Source organism: Streptomyces sp. NPDC017246 (assembly GCF_044331325.1).
Classification (GTDB): Bacteria; Actinomycetota; Actinomycetes; order Streptomycetales; family Streptomycetaceae; genus Streptomyces.
Genome location: NZ_JBIRMW010000002.1, coordinates 514,547 through 532,008, shown reverse-complemented (window position 1 = coordinate 532,008; position 17,462 = coordinate 514,547). Strand labels below are relative to the sequence as shown.

The following is a 17,462-nucleotide window of genomic DNA, read 5'->3' as shown; positions in this document are numbered from 1 at the left end:
CAACTCTTCGCCGCTTATCTCACTCATACGGCCCCGGGCGCGCGTCGATCCGGGACCGGGCGGGGTGACGCGTGAGAGAGTCCGGTTGCCCCTTGTCGGGCAAAGCAGGCATATCCCACGAATATCCCATGATGCTCTCGGTCCCTCGGAAGGGTGTGGGGAATGACGGCCAAGCGCACGTTCGACGTGGTGGGCGGGCTCACCCTCCTGGTCGCACTGTCCCCCTTCCTCGCGGCCGTCGCCTTCTCGGTCGCGGTCGGCGGGGCGACTCCCGGCCGGGGCGTCCTGCGCCGCCGCACGGTGGCCGGCCTCGGGGGGCGGCCCTTCACGATGCTGACCTTCCGCACGAGGAGCCCCCTGGCCGCGCTGCCCCTGCTGCTGCACGTCGTCGGGGGCCGGATGTCGCTGGTCGGGCCGTGCCCGCTGACCCCGGCCCACCGCGAGTGTGTGGGCGAGGGACGCCGTCGGCTCTCCGTACGCCCGGGACTGACCGGACCGTGGCAGATCAGCGGACGCTCGGACCTGCCGTGGGAGGAACGCGAGCTGCTCGACCTCCACTATGTGGACCACCACTGGCTCGGGATGGACCTCGCGATCCTGGCGCGTACGCTTCCAGCAGTCCGCAGGCGTCGCGCGGCAAGGTTTGCCTGAGCGACACAGATCACCGCGAGCGCCGCTACAGCACGGGGCCCCGAACGGGTAATCTCGGCACGGACTCCATAAGTTACCGCTTAGTAGGCCCGCCCGAGGAGCCCCTCATGCAACTCGCCGCGATCATCGTGTCGATCGCCATCACGGTGGTGGCCGTCGCGCTGTTCGGCCGTGCAACCGTGCAGATCTACCGGTTCGTGCGCCTCGGGCAGCCCGTGCCCGCCGGCACCCGCACCGGCGATCCCACCCAGCGCACCGTCACCCTGGTCAAGGAATTCCTCGGCCACACCCGGATGAACCGCTGGGGCATCGTCGGCTTCGCGCACTGGTTCGTCGCGGTGGGCTTCTTCTCGCTGCTCCTGACGATCGTCAACGCCTTCGGCCAGCTCTTCCAGGCCGACTGGCTGATCCCGATCATCGGCGACTGGCTGCCGTACGAGATCTTCACCGAGTTCCTCGGCCTGATGACGGTCCTCGGCATCGTGACCCTCATCGTGATCCGGCAGCTCAGCAAGCCGACCAGGGCGGGCCGCAAGTCCCGCTTCGCCGGCTCCAAGACCGGCCAGGCCTACTTCGTCGAAGCCGTCATCCTGATCGTCGGCCTCTGCATCATGACGCTGCGCGCCCTCGAAGGCGTCCAGCACCACGTGACCGGCTGGGAGCCGGGCTTCTTCGCCTCGTACCCGCTGATCGCGCTGCTCGACGGCCTGGACCTGAGCACGATCCAGTACCTCACCTACTTCTTCGCGTGCCTCAAGATCGTCACGTCCTTCACCTGGATGATCACGGTCTCGCTCAACACCAACATGGGTGTGGCCTGGCACCGCTTCCTCGGCTTCCCGAACATCTGGTTCAAGCGGAACGCCGACGGCTCCACCGCCCTCGGCGCGCTCCAGCCGATGACCACCGCGGGCAAGGAGATCGACTGGGAGGACCCGGCCGAGGACGCCGTCTTCGGTGTCTCCCAGGTCGAGCAGTTCTCCTGGAAGGGCATCCTCGACTTCTCGACCTGCACCGAGTGCGGTCGCTGCCAGTCGCAGTGCCCCGCCTGGAACACGGGCAAGCCGCTCTCCCCGAAGCTCCTCATCATGTCGCTGCGCGACCACGCGCACGCCAAGGCCCCGTACCTGCTCGCCGGCGGCGGCAAGGACATGGAGGGCAACGAGAAGGCGACCGAGGAGCAGCTCAAGGACGTCCCCGCCTCGGCGATCGCCGAGGCCGAGCGCCCCCTCATCGGCACCGCCGAGGAGAACGGCGTCATCGACCCCGACGTCCTGTGGTCCTGCACCACCTGCGGCGCCTGCGTCGAGCAGTGCCCGGTCGACATCGAGCACATCGACCACATCGTCGACATGCGCCGCTACCAGGTGATGATCGAGAGCGCGTTCCCGTCCGAGGCGGGCACGATGCTCAAGAACCTGGAGAAGAAGGGCAACCCCTGGGGCCTGGCGAAGAAGCAGCGCGTCGAGTGGACCAAGGAGGTCGACTTCGAGGTCCCGATCGTCGGCAAGGACGTCGAGGACCTCTCCGAGTTCGACTACCTCTACTGGGTCGGCTGCGCCGGCGCCCTGGAGGACCGGGCCAAGAAGACCACCAAGGCCTTCGCCGAGCTGCTGAACATCGCGGGCGTCAAGTTCGCGATCATGGGCGGCGACGAGAAGTGCACCGGTGACTCCCCCCGCCGCCTGGGCAACGAGCCGCTGTTCCAGCAGCTCGCCCAGGAGAACGTCGCGATGCTGAACATGGCGTTCGGCGAGGACGACGAGGACCCGGAGACGAAGAAGCCGAAGTCGGCCAAGCGGATCGTCTCGACCTGCCCGCACTGCTTCAACACCATCGCCAACGAGTACCCGCAGCTCGGCGGCGAGTACGAGGTCATCCACCACACCCAGCTGCTCCAGCACCTCATCGACGAGGGCAAGCTGGTCCCGGTGACCCCGGTCGAGGGCCTCATCACCTACCACGACCCCTGCTACCTGGGCCGTCACAACAAGGTCTACACGCCGCCGCGCGAGATCATGTCCGCCGTCCCCGGCCTGCGCCAGCAGGAGATGCACCGCCACAAGGAGCGCGGCTTCTGCTGCGGCGCCGGTGGTGCCCGGATGTGGATGGAGGAGCGGATCGGCAAGCGCATCAACAACGAGCGTGTCGAAGAGGCCCTGTCCCTCAACCCGGACATCGTCTCCACCGCCTGCCCGTTCTGCCTCGTCATGCTGACCGACTCGGTCAACGGCAAGAAGAACGAGGGCAAGGCCAAGGAGTCCGTCACGGTCGTCGACGTGGCCCAGCTGCTCCTCGACTCGGTGAAGACCCCGGCCGACCCGGAGCCGGAGCCGGCGGAGGAGCCGGAGCCGGAACCGGCGAAGTAGTACCCGGTACGACGAGGAGGGCCGCCCCGCGATCTCGCGGGGCGGCCCTCTCCGTCATGTACGACCCCGGACGCGCCCCTTACCCGCCTCGCACCGGCCTCGTACGTGCCCCGTACCCGCCTCGCACCGGCCCCGTACCGGCTTGGGACGGCACCCGTACGGCCCCGGGGCACCCCCTAGGGGATGTCACAGCTCAGTGGCAAGGACCGGCCCGAGGAGCGCCCGCACAGCGGAAGCGGGTACGTTCGACGACGTGGCTGGATTCAGGAACGGACGCGGCCGGGACAACCGCCCCCCGCACAATCAACCGCAGCAGGCGCCGTACGGGTACAACGCGGCCCCGCCGCCGTACCCGCAGCAGCAGTGGCAGCAGCCACCGCAGGGACACCAGGGGCACTCGGGGCACCAGGGGCGCCAGGGGCAGCAGCAACAGCCCTACGGGGAGCCGGAGTACTTCGGGGACCCCTACGGCCAGCCGCAGCACCCCCAGGCGGCCACGGCGAACAACGCGGGCCACACCCAGATGTTCAGCGTCGACGACCCCTACGGCGACGCCGCGACCCACCACGCCGACGGCGCCCCCGTACCCACGGGCCCGCGACTCCCGTGGAAGGCGCTCCTGAGCGGCATCGTGCTGCGCCCGGCGGACACGTTCCTGCGGATGCGGGACCACGCCGTCTGGGGCCCGGCGCTGATCGTCACCTTCCTGTACGGACTGCTCGCGATCTTCGGCTTCGACAAGGCCCGCGACGAGGCGATCAACGCGACCCTGTCGACGGCGATCCCGTACGTCCTGATGACGGCCTTCTGCTTCGTCGTCGGCGGACTGATCCTGGGCGCGGTGACGCACACGCTGGCGCGCCAGCTGGGCGGCGACGGGGTCTGGCAGCCCACGGTGGGCCTGTCGATGCTCATCATGTCGATCACGGACGCGCCGCGCCTGGTCTTCGCGATCTTCCTGGGCGGCGAGAACGGCCTCGTCCAGGTGGTCGGCTGGGTGACCTGGCTGGCGGCGGGAGCGCTCTTCACGGTGATGGTGAGCCGCTCGCACGACCTGCCGTGGCCGAAGGCGCTGGGCGCGTCGGCGATCCAGCTGGTGGCGCTGCTGAGCCTGATCAAGCTGGGCACGCTCTGACCGGCGCACCCGCACCGAGACGGACGAACGGGCCCCCACCGCACCGACGGTGGGGGCCCGTTCGACCGGGGCCCCCGCCGACCGGAGTCGACGGGGGCCCTTCGTCCGCTCGCGTTACCGGCGCGTGCGCCGTCAGGCGTCGAGGACCTGGCCCTCGCGCTTGACCACGGGCGGCTCGACGGACCAGGGGAAGTTGATCCACTCGTCGGTCTTCTTCCACACGTACTCGCACTTCACGAGGGAGTGCGACTTCTCGTAGATGACGGCCGAACGGACCTCGGCGACATGGTCGACGCAGAAGTCGTGGACGAGCTTGAGCGTCTTGCCGGTGTCGGCGACGTCGTCCGTGATCAGGACCTTCTTGTCGGAGAAGTCGATCGCGTCCGGCACGGGCGCCAGCATGACCGGCATCTCCAGCGTGGTGCCCACACCGGTGTAGAACTCCACGTTCACGAGGTGGATGTTCTTGCAGTCCAGGGCATAGGCCAGACCGCCGGCGACGAAGACGCCGCCGCGGGCGATGGAGAGCACGACGTCGGGCTCGTAGCCGTCGTCGGCGATGGTCTGCGCCAGCTCACGGACGGCGCGACCGAAACCCTCGTACGTCAGGTTCTCGCGTACCTCACTCATGCCTGCGACCGCCTCACACCTGGGTCCGATGGAAGTTCATGAACGAGCGGGAGGCCGTCGGCCCCCGCTGGCCCTGGTACCGGGAGCCGTACCGCTCACTGCCGTACGGGAACTCGGCGGGCGAGCTCAGCCGGAACATGCACAGCTGGCCGATCTTCATACCCGGCCAGAGCTTGATCGGCAGAGTGGCGAGGTTCGACAGCTCCAGGGTCACGTGCCCGGAGAAACCGGGGTCGATGAACCCGGCGGTCGAATGGGTGACGAGCCCGAGCCGCCCGAGAGAGCTCTTCCCCTCCAGCCGCGACGCGATGTCGTCGGGGAGGCCGATGACCTCGTAGGTCGAGGCGAGCACGAACTCGCCGGGGTGAAGGATGAACGCCTCGTCGCCCTCGGGCTCGACCTCACGGGTCAGGTCGAGCTGCTCGACGGCGGGGTCGATGTGGGGGTAGCGGTGGTTCTCGAACACCCGGAAGAAGCGGTCAAGCCTCACGTCGATGCTCGAGGGCTGCACCATGGATTCGTCGTACGGGTCGATGCGCACCCGTCCGGCATCGATCTCGGCCCGGATGTCCTTGTCTGAGAGAAGCACGACCCCACGATACGCAGAGGGCGCGGACCTGCCCCAATCGGCAGGCACCCGCGCCCCGGGACCCGTCAGCGCCGCGCGGTCTCCACCGGCACCGCATGCCGCAACCGCGCACACCGCGGACACCGAATGAGCCGCCCTGGCCCGATCCGCCCTGCCCCGAGCTGCTGCAGCGGGAACGAAGCGGTACTGAACACATGCCCTTCGGCACAACGGACGACGGTGCGCTCCATCGAACCCATCAAGTCCCTTCCCCTACACATGTGGTGGACGGGAAGCCACATTAGGGGATGAAGAGGACACCCTCCAGGCGGCACTCCGCAGGCACGGAAGCACGAACTTCGCCTCAAGTGGCGCATGGGGTACAGTGTGCAACGATGCGGCACGGATCACCCGGCCGCTGTGCGGATGTAGTTTAATGGTAGAACATGAGCTTCCCAAGCTTATAGCGCGGGTTCGATTCCCGTCATCCGCTCTTCCGCCAAGCCCCAGGTCAGAGACCTGGGGCTTGTTTGTTGTCAGACGAGTCTCGCTGCCCGCATGCCCTTCAGTACCGCAAGATGGGGCACGCGAAGGGCGCAAGAATCCTCATCGCCTCCCCGGAGGTCCCGTATGAGCCCTCTGACCTGCATCTACACCATCCTTACCGCCACCGAAGCCCGGTGGGCGCCCTGAGCCGGGTGTTCCCTGTACCGGAATCGCCCCTGCCGTCTCGCGCTCCTGCGGAATAATCAAGGCATGGCAGCCACGCCCAGCGCCCCCGAGGTCCGCCGTGCCAGATACGCCCGGCGGCTTCCCGCCAAGCTCTCGGAGCTCGGCGGTCCCGCACACGGCCACGTCGCCCTTCCACTTCACCTCTCGTGGTCCGGCCTGGCCCGGTTCGACCTCGACCAGCCCCGGTTGCGGATGAGCTGCTACCGGATCGTCCTGGCGGAGGGGCAGCACGATGACCTGGTCCACTATCTGAACCGGGATCTGCTGGTCGCCATGTGGCCCGTCTTGCGCACGCTGATCAGCCGGGACATCCGTGACGTCTGGGAGAGCGCCTTCAACGAACTGGCGCCCGACGCCCAGGCTGCTGCGTGAACCTCACGGAACTGCACCGGCGGCTCCTCGCGGACCTCCTCGCTGTAGGCGACGATTACCCGCTCGTGCTCACGGGTGGCTACGCCGTACAGGCGCACGGACTGGTCGACCGGCTCAGCAAGGACCTCGATGTCGCCACCGAGAACCCGGAGCCGATGGAGAGGATTGCCGCCACGGTGCGCACCGGGCTCGAACAACGTGGCTGGCAGGTGCGGGGGTTGGAGACCGACCCGCTTTTCGCGCGGCTGATCGTCGCCGACGCCGCCACCGGCGAGGAGTGCGAGGTCGACGTCCTCAAGGAAGCGCTCTGGCGCCCGCCCGTGAAGACTCAGCACGGCTTGGTGCTTTCCTTGGAGGACGTCGTCGGCACAAAGGTCCGGGCACTGGCAGACCGCGGCCTGGCGCGTGACCTGATCGACGTCCGCGCGGCAGCCGACCGCTGGGGGCACACCGAACTCGAAGAACTCGGCCGCCGCCATGCCCGTGACAGCTTCGACCTCTCCGACCTTCAGGCCCGGCTCGCCGGCGCGGACTGGATCGATGACACCGAATTCGCCGCGTACGGACTCGACGACCACCAGACCATCGAGCTACGCCAGTGGGCTCAGGAATGGGCCGATGACATCGCCGAGAGACTCCTCGAAGCGGAAGACCCACCGGACGACTGATCACCGAGCACCGAACACCAAGAAGAGGCGTCGCGTTTCCGAGGATGCCAGTCGTGCCCTTCGGGGCGGTGCACAGCGGTCACCACGGGTATCGCCGAGCCAACGAGAAGCGCCGCACCGGCGTCGTTTTCGCAGGTCAGGCATCAGATGATCAAGCTGGGCGGCGGTGATTCCCAAGCTTATAGCGCGGGTTCGATTCCCGTCATCCGCTCCATGACAAAGCCCCAGGTCAGCGACCTGGGGCTTGTTTGTTGTCTAGACCTCTCAGTCCTAGGCGTGCCCTCCGCGTGCCCCAACTCGCAGGAATGCCCTGCTCGGAGCCCCGTTCGCGCACCGCTTGCACCACACGGCCACGATGTCGTCTCGCATCGCGAGACGCATTTCACGTGACCTGCGTGACTCTCGCTGCTGATGGAGGGAATTTGCCTCCACAAAGCGACAGTTGACCCGCATGCCCATGGGGGGCCGCATCTGGTCAGCGACGCGCGGGCTCCACGTCGGCCGGTGCGGTGTCGTCCGTCCGGTTGAGGTGGGCGTCCACCGAGTACGCGCCCGCTCCGACGACGAGCAGGAAGAGGCTGCCGCACAGCTGGGCGAGATCGGTCCGGGATTCGTGGATGAAGTTCCACCAGCCCGACTTCCCGTCGAACAGCAGGGCGTCGCCCCAGAGGATCGGCAGCTTGGTGATCAGCAGCGCACCGACCATGTTCACGATCATCGGGAGCGTGGCGAGCCGGGTGAGCAGCCCGGCCAGGATCAGGGCACCGCAGGCGATCTCGAAGATGCCGTCCAGGGGCGCCAGGAAGCCGGGCGCCGGGATGCCCGCCCTGTCGAAGCGTCCCGTGCCCAACTGGTCGGGGTAGAGGAACTTCTGGACGCCCTCGAAGAGGAAGACCGCGCCGACGTACAGGCGGATGAGAACCGTCGAGGCGGGCGCGTCGGTGGCGGTCAGCTTCGCCTGCCAGGTGCCGAGGTGTGCCATGCGGGGATGCCCTCTCCCGACGGGGACGTACCGGGTGCCGAGATCCTCTCGCGAGGCAGAGGGGCAGTCACGGCAATCCACCGGCGGGGAGAGCGCGTCGTGGTGCGGTTACGCCTTGCGGGCGGTCACCGCGCGGCGTACCCCGTAGGCGGCGGCGCCGGCGGCCAGGACTGCCGCTCCGGAGATCACCGAAGAGGCGGGGAGGGCGAAAGCGAGGACGAGACAGCCGGCCAGTCCGACGACGGGGATGATCCGTGCCGGCCGTCCCTCGTCGGGGGTGAGCGTCCAGGCGGAGGCGTTGGCGACGGCGTAGTAGGCGAGCACCCCGAAGGAGGAGAAGCCGATCGCCCCGCGCAGGTCGGCGGTCGCGGCGAGTACGGCCACGACGGCACCGACCACGAGTTCGGCGCGGTGCGGCACCTGGAACTTCGGGTGGACGGCGGCCAGGGCGTGCGGCAGGTGCCGGTCGCGGGCCATCGCCAGGGTCGTACGCGAGACCCCGAGGATCAGGGCGAGGAGCGAGCCGAGCGCCGCCCCCGCGGCGCCCACCCGTACGACCGGCACCAGCCAGTCCGCGCCCGCGGCCCGTGCGGCATCCGACAGCGGGGCGGTGGCGTCGGCCAGCCCCTGCGGGCCCAGCACGAGCAGGACGGAGACGGCTACCGCGGCGTAGACGACGAGTGCGATGCCGAGAGCGAGCGGGATGGCCCGCGGGATGGTGCGGGCGGGGTCGCGGACCTCCTCCCCGAGCGTGGCGATGCGGGCGTAGCCGGCGAAGGCGAAGAACAGCAGGCCCGCCGCTTGGAGCACCCCGCCGAAGGTCGCGTCTCCACCGACCTCGAGCCGGGCGGCGTCCGTGTCGACGGACGTGAAGGCGGCGACCACCACGGCGGCCAGCACGGCCAGGACCACGCTGACGATCACGCGGGTGAGCCAGGCGGACTTCTGAACTCCGGCGTAGTTGACGGCGGTCAGCGCCACCACGGCCGCGACGGCGACGGCGTGCGCCTGGCCGGGCCACACGTAGGAGCCGACGGTCAGCGCCATCGCCGCACAGGAGGCGGTCTTGCCGACCACGAACGCCCATCCTGCGAGGTAGCCCCAGAACTCGCCCAGACGCTCCCGCCCGTAGACGTAGGTACCCCCGGAGGCGGGGTAGCGGGCGGCCAGGCGCGCCGAGGACATGGCGTTGCAGTACGCCACCACCGCTGCCAGCGCCAGGCCGAGCAGGAGCCCCGACCCGGCCGCACCGGCCGCCGGAGCCAGAGCCGCGAAGATCCCCGCCCCGATCATCGACCCCAGGCCGATCACCACGGCGTCGAACACACCCAGGTGCCGCTTCAACCCGCCCGTGCCCGAAGGTCCCGACACCGCGCCCATCACTCGCTCCCCCACCACACTCCGGCAGATGTACCGGCGCACCGTATAGGAACAAGGTGACGAGACGGGGACGGCCACCGGATGGGTGAGGACGGCAACGTACCGCCCTCACCCGTCGAGGATGAGGCTTCGAGCACTGCGGTGGCTTGGTCCCGGCCGTGGTTCCTACGATCGTCCGGCGTTGAGCATCTGCCGCATCTGGGCGATCTCCGCGGTCTGCGAGGTGATGATGGCGTCGGCCAGGTCCTTGGCGGGGCCGTAGGCACCTTGTTGCTTCTCGGTCTTGGACATGTCGATCGCGCCCTCGTGGTGCTCGATCATCATGGTCAGGAACATGGTGTCGAAGGCGTTGTCCTTGGCGTCGCCGAGCCGGTTCATGTCCTGGTCGTCCATCATCCCGGGCATGCCGGAGTCGTCATCTCCGTGGCCCATGCCGTCCATGCTGTGGCCCGTCGGGACCTTCTCGCCCCATGCCCTGAGCCAGCCGGACATGGTCTCGATCTCCGGGGCCTGCGCCTTCTTGATCTCTTCTGCGAGTGCCTTGACGTCGGCGGATGCGCCGTGGGAGGCGACCATGTCGGACATCAGGACGGCCTGACGGTGGTGGGGGATCATCCCCTGCGCGAAGGTGACGTCCGCCTGGTTGTGCCGCTCGGCCTCCGACGCCGCCGGGGCGGCCGTGGTGGCAGGAGCGGTACCTGCCGTGTTCGTGCTGTCGTCGCTGCCGCACGCGGCCAGGACCAGGCCGGCGGCGACCGCGGTGGCCGCCAGGGCCGCGCGGCGCGGCAGGGAACGGTTCGTGTTCATGTCGCTGAACTCCAGTGATCGGATACGGGAGGGAAGGGCTGGGTGGCGGTCTGTGGCGCACCTTCGGGCGCGTGCCACAGGAGGAGCCCTTATGTCCGCAGGATCTGGAGTTCGGCGAGCGGGGGTGGTGCCCGGCCGCCGGCGGGCTCGTAGGCCAGTGCGAGCGGCAGCGCAGCCGGGGTGTCGGCGATGCCGCTCGGCATGCCGGTGAGGGGCACGGTGTCCGGCGCGGCGATCCCGGGGGATCCGGGCAGGGCCGCGGATGCGCACATCTGGTCCGCGTGGCCTCCGTGACGGGTCATGCCCGGGTCACCGTCGGGGCAGGGATACTGCGGGCGGGTCGGCGCTGCCCCCACGTGGTGGGACAGGTGCTCGGTGGCGCCCGTCGACGGCAGTGCGGCGGCAGGGCCCAGAGCATGCATGCCCAGCAGCCCGAGGGTGATCCCGAGAACGAGCAGCAGCCTGAGCCTCAGCATCGGCTGGGGCTGCTGCGGCGTGCTGGGCTCGCGGACGGTCACATTTCCCACCGTAGGACGCACTCGAACCCGCGCAGCGCGGCCTCGGCCCGGTCACCGGCCATGGTCATCGCCTCCGTCCGGCGGCTTCGCAGGAAACGGGCGGGGCAGGCGGAGGCGTTTGAGGGCGAGGGCGTTGACGGCGACGATGACGCTGGATCCGGACATGGACAGGGCAGCGATCTCGGGGCGGAGGATCAGGCCGGTGGCGGGTTCGAAGACTCCGGCGGCGATGGGCAGGGCGATGGCGTTGTAGCCGATGGCCCAGCCGAGGTTCTGGCGCATCTTGCGCAGGGTGCCCCGGCCGATGCGCAGGGCGGTGGGGACGTCGAGGGGGTCGGAGCGCATCAGGACGAGGTCGGCCGTCTCGATGGCCACGTCGGTGCCGGCGCCGATGGCGATGCCGAGGTCGGCCTGGGCAAGGGCGGGGGCGTCGTTGACCCCGTCGCCGACCATGGCGACCTTGCGGCCGCCGCGCTGGAGCTCTGCGATCGTGGCTGCCTTGTCGCCGGGCAGGACCTCCGCGATGACGGTGTCGATGCCCAGGCGCTGCGCGATCCGTTCGGCGGTGGCCTGGTTGTCGCCGGTGAGCATGACGACCTCGACGCCCAGGGCGTGCAGCTCGGCCACGGCGGCCGCGGAGGTCTCCCGCGGCGCGTCGGCGATGCCGATGAGGGCGGCGGCCACGCCGTCGACCGTGGCGATGACGACGGTGCGGCCGGTCGCTGCGAGTTCGTCCCGCCGGGCGGCCAGCGGACCGAGGTCCACGGCTTCGCGTTCGGCCAGCCGGCGGTTGCCCACGGCGATCCGGTGGCCGTCGACCACGGCGGTCGCCCCGTGGCCGGGCACGTTCTCGAAATGCCGCGCCTGGGCCGGCCCCACGCTGCGCGACTCGGCGTGGCGTACGACCGCCTCGGCCAGCGGGTGCTCGGATTCCCGCTCGACCGCCGCGACCAGCCGGAGTATCTCGTCCTCGTCTCGTCCGGGTGCGGTGATCACCTCGGTGACCTCGGGCTCTCCCTTGGTGAGGGTGCCGGTCTTGTCCATCACCACGGTCTGGACCCCGGCGGACGCTTCCAGGGCCATCGCGTTCTTGAACAGCACGCCCCGCTTGGCCCCCAGGCCGGTGCCGACCATGATGGCGGTGGGCGTGGCCAGGCCCAGCGCGTCCGGGCAGGTGATGACGACCACAGTGATGGCGAACAGCATGGCCTCGCCGAAGGGCCGGTCGGAGGCCAGCAGCCAGACGGCGAGGGTGAGTCCGCCGCCGACGAGGGCGACGAAGACCAGCCAGAACGCGGCGCGGTCGGCGAGCCGCTGGCCCGGGGCCTTGGAGTTCTGAGCCTCCTGGACCAGCTTGACGATCTGGGCCAAGGCGGTGTCGGCGCCCACCCTGGCCGCCCGCACCCGCAGGGTCCCGTTGGCATTGAGGGTGGCACCGACCACGGCGGCGCCCGGGGCCTTGTGCACCGGCAGGCTCTCCCCGGTCACCGTCGACTCGTCGACCTCGCTCTCGCCGTCCTCCACGACCCCGTCCGCAGGGATCTTGGCCCCGGGGCGGACGAGCAGCAGGTCCCCGACGACCACCTCGGAGGTGGCGACTTCGACCGCTTCCCCGTTCCGCAGGACGAGCGCCTTGGGCGGGGCGAGGTCCAGCAGGGCACGGACGGCGTCGTTGGCGCCGCCGCGGGCGCGCATCTCGAACCAGTGGCCGAGCAGCACGAAGGAGGCCAGCACGGTGGCCGCCTCGTAGAACACCTCTCCGCCGCCCGTGAGGGTGATGACCAGGGAGTACAGCCAGCCCGCGCCGATGGCGACCGCGACCAGCACCATCATGTCCAGGGTCCGGGCGCGCAGGGCCCGGACGGCGCCGACGAAGAAGATCGAGCACGAGTAGAAGATCACCGGCAGGCTCAGCAGGAGCGCCCACACGTCCTGCCTGAGCCCGAACGGCACGGGTGCGTGCCATCCGAAGACCTCCTCGCCGATCGGGGACCAGACCACGATCGGAATCGAGAAGACCGCCGCGACGAGCAAGCGGTTGCGCATGTCGGCCACCATGGCCGCCATCGACATCCCCGCATGGCCGCCGTGACCGTCGTCGCCCGCCTCCTCGTCGGGCGGCGGCCCACTCTCCGGGCCGTGCCCCGCGTGCGCTGGCGGTACGGCTTCGGCCGCTTCCACCCCTCCGGGCGGATCCGGCTCGTCCATCGGGTCGCAGATGTGGGACGGCACCGACTGGCCCGCGCAGTGGTAGCCGCACTCGGTGACCCAGCCTCGCAGCTCGGCCAGGGAGGTCCGGCTCGGGTCGAAGACGACCGTGGCCGACTGCGCGACGGCGTTCACCTCGACGTCCAGCACACCCGGCCGCCGGCCCAGCACGGCAGCGACCGTGTTCTGCTGAGTGGCTCGGATCAGGCCCCGCACGTCGAGCACCACCGTGCTGCGCTCCTTGCCGCCCTTGCGCGGCTCGGGATCCAGCGGGTGCCGCATGCCCGTTCACCTCCCCGATCCGACAGCCGCCCAACTCGACCAGGGCGCCTACCAGCAGCCTGTGGCCGTCGCGACCGCCCCGCAACGGCAGAGCAAGCAGGCACTTGGAAAGCAGGTCGAGCACAACGGCCGGCGCATGGCGCAGATCGGCCGTGTGCACCTCCTCGTCGGCCGCTTCCCGTCGCAGTGAAAGCGCGGTCGCGCGGAACCCACCCTGGCCGCCGCGTGCCACAGCGCTGCCCGCACCACGGAACGGATTCTCCCTGCCGCTCCAGTGACAACCACCGTTCCCAGGACCACCGCGACCTCCCCCACCCAGATCCCGAAACCTTGCGCCCTCGAAGAGCCGCGCCCCTCTCACCTGAGCGCGCTGCGGGGCAGCGGCACTCCGGGGGCTCGCCCAACCCGGGGCGGGTCGGTCAGCCGACGGCGTCGAGCGTGCTCAGGGCGGCGTCGAGGCGGCGGGTGGCCTCGTCGGCGACTTCCTGGAGGGCGGGAAGTCCCGTGAGGGTGACCATGACGCCGGGGTCCAGCGCCTGGACGGCGGTGCGGTCCCCGTCGGCGCGGACCACGACGTTGCAGGGCAGGAGGAGGCCGATGGTGCGGTCGGCGTCCAGAGCCCGGCGGGCGAGGGGCGGGTTGCAGGCTCCGAGGATCAGATAGTCCTCCATGTCGTGGCCGAGCTTGGCCTTCAAGGTGGCGGTGACGTCGATCTCGGTGAGGATGCCGAAACCCTGCGCAGCCAGGGCGTCGCGGACGGCGGCGACGGTGGTGGCGAAGTCGGTGGTGCAGTGGACGGTCCGGTCGTAGCGCACGGCGTCATCCCTTTCGTCGGGTGCGTGGGCGGGAGGGTCCGGGCATGTGCCCCGTATGACGGGTTCTGCCCCCGCCGCCAAAAATACCCCCTGGGGTACCCGTGTTAGGCTCGAAATATACCCCCGGGGGTAATGTCCAGCCGAACGGAGCAACCGCGTGTTCTTCATCGACACCATCGAGACCGAGAGCCTCGGAAACCGCAGCTACCTGGCGGGAGGCGCGCACACCGCAGTGGCGGTCGACCCGCCCCGCGACATCGACCGGGTCCTGGCGGCGGCCGCCGCGCGGGGAGTGCGGATCTCCCATGTGGTGGAGACCCACGTCCACAACGATTACGTCACCGGTGGCCTCGACCTGGCCCGCCTGACCGGCGCCGCCTACCTGGTGCCATTCGCCGCCCGTGTCTCCTTCGCCCGCACGCCCGTCGCCGACGGCGACACGGTGAGCGTGGACGAGGGCATCACGCTGCGGGCGCTGGCAACCCCCGGACACACCCCGCACCACACCTCCTACGTACTGGAGGAGCACAGGTCGGTGGCGGCGGTCTTCACCGGCGGGTCGCTGCTGATCGGCTCGGTCGGCCGCCCGGACCTGGTGGAGCCCCGGCTGACCGAACAGTTGGCCCGGGCCCAGCACGCCTCCGCCCGCCGCCTGGCCGCCGAGCTCCCCGACGAGACGCCGGTACTGCCCACCCACGGCTTCGGCAGCTTCTGCTCGTCCTCTCAGGCCGAGGGCGACGCCACCACGATCGGCAAGGAGAGGACCGCCAACGACGCCCTCGTCAAGGACGTCGACTCCTTCGTCGCCAACCTGCTGGCCGACCTGGAGGACGTACCCGCCTACTACGCCCACATGGGCCCGGCCAATGCCGCCGGCCCCCGGCCCGTGGACCTGAGCACGCCGCCCCTGACCGACGCGGCCGACATCGCGGAGCGGCTGGCCGCCGGGGAGTGGGTGGTGGACCTGCGCAATCGGATCGCGTTCGCCGAGGGCCACGTCGCGGGATCGTTCAACTTCGAGGCGGAGGGAAAGATCGCCACCTACCTCGCGTGGATGATCCCCTGGGGCAAGCCCGTCACCCTCCTCGCCGAGTCCCCCGCCCAGCTCGCCGCCGCCCAGCGCGAACTGGTCCGCGTCGGCATCGACCGACCCGCCGCGGCCGCCACCGGCACTCCCGGGAACTGGATGCCGGACGGCCACACCCCGCGCTCCTTCCCCCGTGCCACCTTCGCCGACCTGGCCGCCCAGACGCCCCGCCCGGACGTGGTCCTGGACGTACGCCGCGACTCCGAGCGCGCCAACGGCTGGATCGAGGGCTCCGTCCACATCCCCATCCAGCACCTGCACCAGCGCCTGGCCGACGTGCCCGCCGGGACGGTGTGGGTGCACTGCGCGGGCGGGATGCGCGCGGCCATCGCGGCCTCCCTGCTGGACGCCGCGGGCCGCGACGTCGTCGCGGTCGACGACTCCTTCGACGCTGCCACGGAAGCCGGCCTGCCACTGACGACCGGCAGCTGAACCACCGCCACCGACAAAGAGAAGGAAGTCGGATGTTCCTCTTCCGACGCGGCACCGCCCGTCTCACCCCGCCCCAGGCCCACCAGCGCGCCACCAACGGTGACGTCGTACTCCTCGACGTGCGCGAACAGGTCGAGTGGAACGCCGGACACGCCCCCGACGCCGTACACGCGCCACTCTCCCGCCTAGCGACCGGCGCAGCCCTGCCCGCAGCCGCTCAGGGGCGGTCGCTGGTGGTGATCTGCCGCTCCGGGCACCGTTCACAACAGGCCGCGAAACTGCTGACCGGACGCGGCATCGAGGCCATCGACGTCAAAGGCGGTATGAACGCCTGGGCGGACGCCGGACTGCCGGTCGTCGACGCGCGCGGAAGCAGCGGCAGGATCACGTGAGCACGCTCATACTCGCCCTCGTCACCGGGGCTGTCATCGGACTGGCCCTCGGGGCTCTCGGTGGAGGCGGCAGCGTCCTGGCCGTCCCCGCCCTGATCTACCTCCTCGGCTTCACTCCGGCCGCCGCCACCACCGCGTCCCTGATCATCGTCACCGCCACCTCCGCCACCGCCCTCTACGCCCACGCGGTCTCCGGCAACGTGCGTTGGAAGACCGGCACCCTCTTCGCGGCGGCAGGAATCCTGCCCGCCTTCGCCGCTGGCACCCTCGCCGCCCACCTGCCCGAGGCAGTGCTGACCGCGGCGTTCGCCGCCATAGCGACCCTCGCCGCACTCGCCATGTTCAGAACCCCGCCCGCCGACCCGCAGCGCCGACCCGTCCGGCCCGCGCGGGCCGCCGGAGCGGGCGCCGGACTCGGCACGGTCACCGGCTTCCTCGGCGTGGGCGGAGGGTTCCTCGCCGTCCCCGCCCTCGTAGGCGCCGTGGGCCTGCGCATGCGCGCGGCGGTCGGCACCAGCCTCCTGGTCATCACCGTCAACTCCCTCGCCGCGCTCGCAGCCCGCGCCGGCACCCACGCCCCCCTGCACTGGGCGGTCATCGCTCCCTTCACCGGCGCCGCGATCCTCGGGGCCTGGGACGGCAAGCGCCTCGCCGCCAAGATCTCCGGAACCACACTCCAGCGGACCTTCGCGGCCGTACTCCTGGCCGTCGCCGCCCTCATGCTCGTCGACGCCATCAACTGACCCGGCGACATCCCCTTTCACCGGTCACCTTCAGCGATGCCCCAGGGGTACCGAGCGGAGGAGGCCAAGACCCCCACCAAGGACGGAACCCGCACCATGACCCACCCCCGCACCCTCGACGCCCACCAGGCCAGCAGCCGCCTGCACGAACTGATCGTCCTGGACGTCCGCACCCCCGGCGAATACGCCACCGGCCACCTGCCGGGCGCCCTCAACATCCCCCTCGACCGCCTCAGCCTCGCGCTGCCCGACATCCGCGCGGCCGCCGCCCGCGGAGACATCCTCGTCGTCTGCGCCTCCGGCGCCCGCTCCGAGAAAGCCTGCGACACCCTCGCCGACAACGGCATCACCACCGCCACCCTGGCAGGCGGCACCGGAGCCTGGGCCGCCGGCGGCCACACCCTCCACCACCCCGAAGGCGGCACCCGCTCCACCTGGAGCATGGAACGCCAGGTCCGTCTCACCGCCGGCGCCGTCGTCCTGACCGGCCTCACACTGGGCCGCCTGCGCCCCGCGTTCCGCCTCGCCTCCGCGGGCGTTGCCGGCGGCCTGGTCTTCTCCTCCCTCACCAACACCTGCGGCATGGCCGCCCTGCTCGCGAAGCTCCCCCACAACCGTCCTCACCAGGGCGACCTGGAAGCCACCCTCGACGCCCTCCGCAACCACTGATCCCAGAGACTGGTATACCCCC

Annotated in this window: 18 protein-coding genes and 1 tRNA gene; 11 read left to right on the top strand and 8 right to left on the bottom strand. The window is 70.3% G+C overall.

Features of this window, described 5'->3' with window-relative positions; all coding sequences use genetic code 11:
- Nucleotides 1-162: 162 nt before the first annotated feature.
- From ACH4MY_RS07230 to ACH4MY_RS07220, 3 genes are all read left to right on the top strand, one after another.
- A complete protein-coding gene (locus ACH4MY_RS07230) occupies nucleotides 163-651 on the top strand; it encodes a sugar transferase (RefSeq protein WP_397998706.1) in 489 nt (162 codons plus the stop codon).
- A 107-nt stretch (nucleotides 652-758) separates the two neighbouring features.
- The gene (locus ACH4MY_RS07225) at nucleotides 759-3,020 is read left to right on the top strand and encodes a (Fe-S)-binding protein (RefSeq protein WP_397998703.1); all 2,262 of its coding nucleotides are present in this window, start codon (nucleotides 759-761) and stop codon (nucleotides 3,018-3,020) included.
- A 253-nt stretch (nucleotides 3,021-3,273) separates the two neighbouring features.
- Nucleotides 3,274-4,155 carry a Yip1 family protein gene (locus ACH4MY_RS07220; RefSeq protein WP_397998700.1) on the top strand — a complete coding sequence of 294 codons (882 nt, stop codon included), beginning with the start codon at nucleotides 3,274-3,276 and terminating at the stop codon, nucleotides 4,153-4,155.
- A gap of 132 nt (nucleotides 4,156-4,287) precedes the next feature.
- Here ACH4MY_RS07220 and ACH4MY_RS07215 read toward each other — a convergent pair whose 3' ends face one another.
- Together ACH4MY_RS07215 and dcd are read right to left on the bottom strand one after the other, a co-directional pair.
- Nucleotides 4,288-4,785 (bottom strand): phosphoribosyltransferase, encoded by a 498-nt coding sequence (locus ACH4MY_RS07215; protein ID WP_055599359.1) that lies wholly within the window; start codon nucleotides 4,783-4,785, stop codon nucleotides 4,288-4,290.
- Between the two features lie 13 nt (nucleotides 4,786-4,798).
- The gene (gene dcd, locus ACH4MY_RS07210) at nucleotides 4,799-5,374 is read right to left on the bottom strand and encodes a dCTP deaminase (RefSeq protein WP_397998696.1); all 576 of its coding nucleotides are present in this window, start codon (nucleotides 5,372-5,374) and stop codon (nucleotides 4,799-4,801) included.
- 401 nt (nucleotides 5,375-5,775) lie between these two features.
- Between dcd and ACH4MY_RS07205 the strand changes: the two genes are divergently transcribed.
- From ACH4MY_RS07205 to ACH4MY_RS07195, 3 genes are all read left to right on the top strand, one after another.
- Nucleotides 5,776-5,846 (top strand) — tRNA-Gly (locus ACH4MY_RS07205).
- Nucleotides 5,847-6,109: 263 nt separating this feature from the next.
- Nucleotides 6,110-6,457: a transcriptional regulator gene (locus tag ACH4MY_RS07200; protein ID WP_397998694.1), complete on the top strand. Its 348-nt coding sequence runs from the start codon at nucleotides 6,110-6,112 to the stop codon at nucleotides 6,455-6,457.
- On the top strand, nucleotides 6,454-7,125 hold the full coding sequence (locus ACH4MY_RS07195; RefSeq protein WP_397998691.1) for a nucleotidyl transferase AbiEii/AbiGii toxin family protein: 672 nt from the start codon (nucleotides 6,454-6,456) through the stop codon (nucleotides 7,123-7,125). The genes ACH4MY_RS07200 and ACH4MY_RS07195 overlap by 4 nt, the downstream gene beginning before the upstream one ends.
- Nucleotides 7,126-7,600: 475 nt before the next feature.
- On the opposite strand, the gene ACH4MY_RS07190 is transcribed toward ACH4MY_RS07195, so the two are convergent.
- The 5 genes from ACH4MY_RS07190 to ACH4MY_RS07170 all read right to left on the bottom strand — a co-directional run bounded on the left by ACH4MY_RS07190 (nucleotide 7,601) and on the right by ACH4MY_RS07170 (nucleotide 13,302).
- Nucleotides 7,601-8,107, bottom strand: a complete 507-nt coding sequence (locus ACH4MY_RS07190; RefSeq protein WP_397998688.1) for a DoxX family protein — start codon at nucleotides 8,105-8,107, stop codon at nucleotides 7,601-7,603.
- Nucleotides 8,108-8,215: 108 nt separating this feature from the next.
- Nucleotides 8,216-9,487 (bottom strand): APC family permease, encoded by a 1,272-nt coding sequence (locus ACH4MY_RS07185; RefSeq protein WP_397998685.1) that lies wholly within the window; start codon nucleotides 9,485-9,487, stop codon nucleotides 8,216-8,218.
- 165 nt (nucleotides 9,488-9,652) lie between these two features.
- Nucleotides 9,653-10,294 (bottom strand): DUF305 domain-containing protein, encoded by a 642-nt coding sequence (locus ACH4MY_RS07180; protein ID WP_397998683.1) that lies wholly within the window; start codon nucleotides 10,292-10,294, stop codon nucleotides 9,653-9,655.
- An 89-nt stretch (nucleotides 10,295-10,383) separates the two neighbouring features.
- Nucleotides 10,384-10,812, bottom strand: a complete 429-nt coding sequence (locus ACH4MY_RS07175) for a DUF6153 family protein (RefSeq protein WP_397998680.1) — start codon at nucleotides 10,810-10,812, stop codon at nucleotides 10,384-10,386.
- Between the two features lie 51 nt (nucleotides 10,813-10,863).
- Nucleotides 10,864-13,302, bottom strand: coding sequence for a heavy metal translocating P-type ATPase (locus tag ACH4MY_RS07170; protein ID WP_397998677.1), 2,439 nt, complete (start codon nucleotides 13,300-13,302; stop codon nucleotides 10,864-10,866).
- On the opposite strand from ACH4MY_RS07170, the gene ACH4MY_RS07165 reads away from it, so the two are divergent.
- Nucleotides 13,301-13,492 (top strand): hypothetical protein, encoded by a 192-nt coding sequence (locus tag ACH4MY_RS07165; protein ID WP_397998674.1) that lies wholly within the window; start codon nucleotides 13,301-13,303, stop codon nucleotides 13,490-13,492. The genes ACH4MY_RS07170 and ACH4MY_RS07165 overlap by 2 nt on opposite strands.
- A gap of 229 nt (nucleotides 13,493-13,721) precedes the next feature.
- Here ACH4MY_RS07165 and ACH4MY_RS07160 read toward each other — a convergent pair whose 3' ends face one another.
- A complete protein-coding gene (locus ACH4MY_RS07160; RefSeq protein ID WP_397998671.1) occupies nucleotides 13,722-14,117 on the bottom strand; it encodes a DUF302 domain-containing protein in 396 nt (131 codons plus the stop codon).
- Between the two features lie 157 nt (nucleotides 14,118-14,274).
- On the opposite strand from ACH4MY_RS07160, the gene ACH4MY_RS07155 reads away from it, so the two are divergent.
- The 4 genes from ACH4MY_RS07155 to ACH4MY_RS07140 all read left to right on the top strand — a co-directional run bounded on the left by ACH4MY_RS07155 (nucleotide 14,275) and on the right by ACH4MY_RS07140 (nucleotide 17,440).
- The gene (locus ACH4MY_RS07155) at nucleotides 14,275-15,636 is read left to right on the top strand and encodes a rhodanese-like domain-containing protein (protein WP_397998668.1); all 1,362 of its coding nucleotides are present in this window, start codon (nucleotides 14,275-14,277) and stop codon (nucleotides 15,634-15,636) included.
- A 32-nt stretch (nucleotides 15,637-15,668) separates the two neighbouring features.
- On the top strand, nucleotides 15,669-16,028 hold the full coding sequence (locus ACH4MY_RS07150; protein WP_397998665.1) for a rhodanese-like domain-containing protein: 360 nt from the start codon (nucleotides 15,669-15,671) through the stop codon (nucleotides 16,026-16,028).
- Nucleotides 16,025-16,771 (top strand): sulfite exporter TauE/SafE family protein, encoded by a 747-nt coding sequence (locus ACH4MY_RS07145; protein ID WP_397998662.1) that lies wholly within the window; start codon nucleotides 16,025-16,027, stop codon nucleotides 16,769-16,771. Before ACH4MY_RS07150 ends, ACH4MY_RS07145 begins: the two co-directional genes overlap by 4 nt.
- A 96-nt stretch (nucleotides 16,772-16,867) precedes the next feature.
- Entirely contained in the window at nucleotides 16,868-17,440 is a 573-nt protein-coding gene (locus ACH4MY_RS07140; protein WP_397999391.1) for a rhodanese-like domain-containing protein, read from the top strand.
- Nucleotides 17,441-17,462 lie beyond the last annotated feature (22 nt).

Bases quoted from the DNA above. Each gene is read 5' to 3' on its own strand.
- ACH4MY_RS07150 (WP_397998665.1), top strand. From the start codon at position 15,669: ATGTTCCTCTTCCGACGCGGCACCGCCCGTCTCACCCCGCCCCAGGCC.
- ACH4MY_RS07230 (WP_397998706.1), top strand. From the start codon at position 163: ATGACGGCCAAGCGCACGTTCGACGTGGTGGGCGGGCTCACCCTCCTG.
- ACH4MY_RS07165 (WP_397998674.1), top strand. From the start codon at position 13,301: ATGCCCGTTCACCTCCCCGATCCGACAGCCGCCCAACTCGACCAGGGC.
- ACH4MY_RS07190 (WP_397998688.1), bottom strand. From the start codon at position 8,107: ATGGCACACCTCGGCACCTGGCAGGCGAAGCTGACCGCCACCGACGCG.
- ACH4MY_RS07180 (WP_397998683.1), bottom strand. From the start codon at position 10,294: ATGAACACGAACCGTTCCCTGCCGCGCCGCGCGGCCCTGGCGGCCACC.
- ACH4MY_RS07225 (WP_397998703.1), top strand. From the start codon at position 759: ATGCAACTCGCCGCGATCATCGTGTCGATCGCCATCACGGTGGTGGCC.
- ACH4MY_RS07215 (WP_055599359.1), bottom strand. From the start codon at position 4,785: ATGAGTGAGGTACGCGAGAACCTGACGTACGAGGGTTTCGGTCGCGCC.
- ACH4MY_RS07140 (WP_397999391.1), top strand. From the start codon at position 16,868: ATGACCCACCCCCGCACCCTCGACGCCCACCAGGCCAGCAGCCGCCTG.
- ACH4MY_RS07185 (WP_397998685.1), bottom strand. From the start codon at position 9,487: ATGGGCGCGGTGTCGGGACCTTCGGGCACGGGCGGGTTGAAGCGGCAC.
- ACH4MY_RS07200 (WP_397998694.1), top strand. From the start codon at position 6,110: ATGGCAGCCACGCCCAGCGCCCCCGAGGTCCGCCGTGCCAGATACGCC.
- ACH4MY_RS07170 (WP_397998677.1), bottom strand. From the start codon at position 13,302: ATGCGGCACCCGCTGGATCCCGAGCCGCGCAAGGGCGGCAAGGAGCGC.